This is a genomic window from Roseateles sp. P5_E4, assembly GCF_054049255.1.
Window position 1 is genome coordinate 1 of record NZ_JBFUMS010000032.1, and the last position, 1818, is coordinate 1818.

1 protein-coding gene is annotated in these 1818 nt (G+C 62.2%); it reads left to right on the forward strand.

Going from position 1 to position 1818, the window contains the following annotated elements:
* The first annotated feature begins 97 nt into the window (after nt 1-97).
* Complete coding sequence (locus ACXJLH_RS29250) at nt 98-1651, forward strand: IS1182 family transposase (protein WP_457447984.1); 1554 nt, start codon at nt 98-100, stop codon at nt 1649-1651.
* Nucleotides 1652-1818 lie beyond the last annotated feature (167 nt).

Sequence of the window (1818 nt, forward strand, 5' to 3'; positions counted from 1 at the left end):
ACGTTGAGGCTGTCAAATAACCTGAAGTCGGGTCGCCACCGATTCATTTCTTGACGCCTAGTGCGTCAAATGAGCGGACTCGTTCAGGAGTCCCGCGATGCCCCGCTACAAGCCCTGTGATCGCCACGCGCTGTTGCTGCCGGTGGTGCTGTCAGAACAGATCTTGCCGGGCAGCTTCGCCTTCGCGCTGGACTACCTGGTTGAGCACGAGCTTGATCTGACGGCACTGGATGCGCGCTTCAAGAACGACGCCACGGGCGCCAGCGCCTTCGACCCGCGCGTGATGCTCAAGATCGTCTTGCTGGCCTACAGCCAAGGCCTGATCTCCAGCCGCAGCATCGCGGCCGCCTGCGCACGCAATGTCCAGTTCATCGCCCTCAGCGGTGACAGCCAGCCCAGCCATGCCCACATCGCCAAGTTTGTGACCTCCCTGAGCGACCAGATCAGGCCACTGTTCAGCCAGGTCTTGATGACCTGCGACGCCCAGGGCCTGATCGGGCGTGACATGTTCGCCATCGACGGCGTCAAGCTCCCCAGCAACGCCAGCAAAGAGCGCAGCGGCACGCATGAAGAACTGAGTCACCGAGCCGATCGCCTGGACAAGGCTGCGGACAAGATCCTGGCGCTGCACCAAGCCCAAGACAAGGAAGGCGCTCAGGCGCCGCTGGACACCAAACGTCAGGCTCGCATGGACGAGCTGCGCCAAGAGGCTGCGCGCACACGTGAATTCGTCGCCAAGCACCCCAAGCGCTTGAACAGCAAGGGCCAGGAACTGAAGTCCAACATCACCGACCCCGACAGCGCCAAGATGGCCACCAACAAGGGCGTCATCCAGGGCTATGCCGCGCAAGCAGCGGTGGACAGCGCCCACCAGATCATCATTGCCGCCGATGTGGTGGGCTCAGGCTCCGAGCAAAGCATGCTGGCGCCCATGATCGAACAGGCCAAACCCTGGCGCGATGACAACACCCTGGTCACAGCCGACGCGGGTTATCACAGCGACGCCAACGTGCAGCAACTGCATGACACCCACACCCCCGCCTTGATAGCCGACAACCAGATGCGCAAGCGTGATGAGCGCTTCGAAGGGCAAGGCAAACACAAGGCCAAGCCTGACCCGCTGTCGCAGAAGAAGGCCAGCGACCAGCCCGAAGAAATCAAGCACTTTCGGCCCAAGGATTTCGACTTCAACGAAGACAACACGGCGACCTGTCCGGCGGGCAAAGTGTTGAGCAGCAAGGGCACCCTGCACATCACGGCCAGCGGTCAGCCGTACCAGGCCTACATCGCCCAAGTGGCGGACTGCGGCCCCTGCGGGCTGCGCCGGCAGTGCATCAAAAGCCGGGGTGCGCCGCAGAGCCAGCTGCTGCGGGGCCGGCAAGTCAGCCGCTTCCGGCCCAAGGCGCCAGAGCCCAATCACCCCAGCGAGCGCATGCGCCAGGCCATCGATTCACCGCGAGGCCGGCAGCTGTACAGCCAGCGCATCGGCACCGTCGAGCCGGTGTTTGCAAACCTGCGTCACAACAAGCGGCTGAGCCGCTTTAACCATCGGGGCCAAGCCAAGGTCAGAACGCAATGGAGCCTGTACTGCCTAGTTCACAACATCGAAAAGCTATCGAAGGCGGGGTTCGGGCAATCCGGGGTTCAGTAACCGGACAAGCAGACGACACAATTGAGGTCAGGCAGGCGCGCAGGCGCCATGGAACCGAAAATTCAGCCCATGTCACCGATGAAGTCACCGACTCGATTCAACAGCCATTCATGCGGGCTGCACGGCAGGAGTGCTTGCGGATACAGGGTTTTTGGACAGCCTCGTTA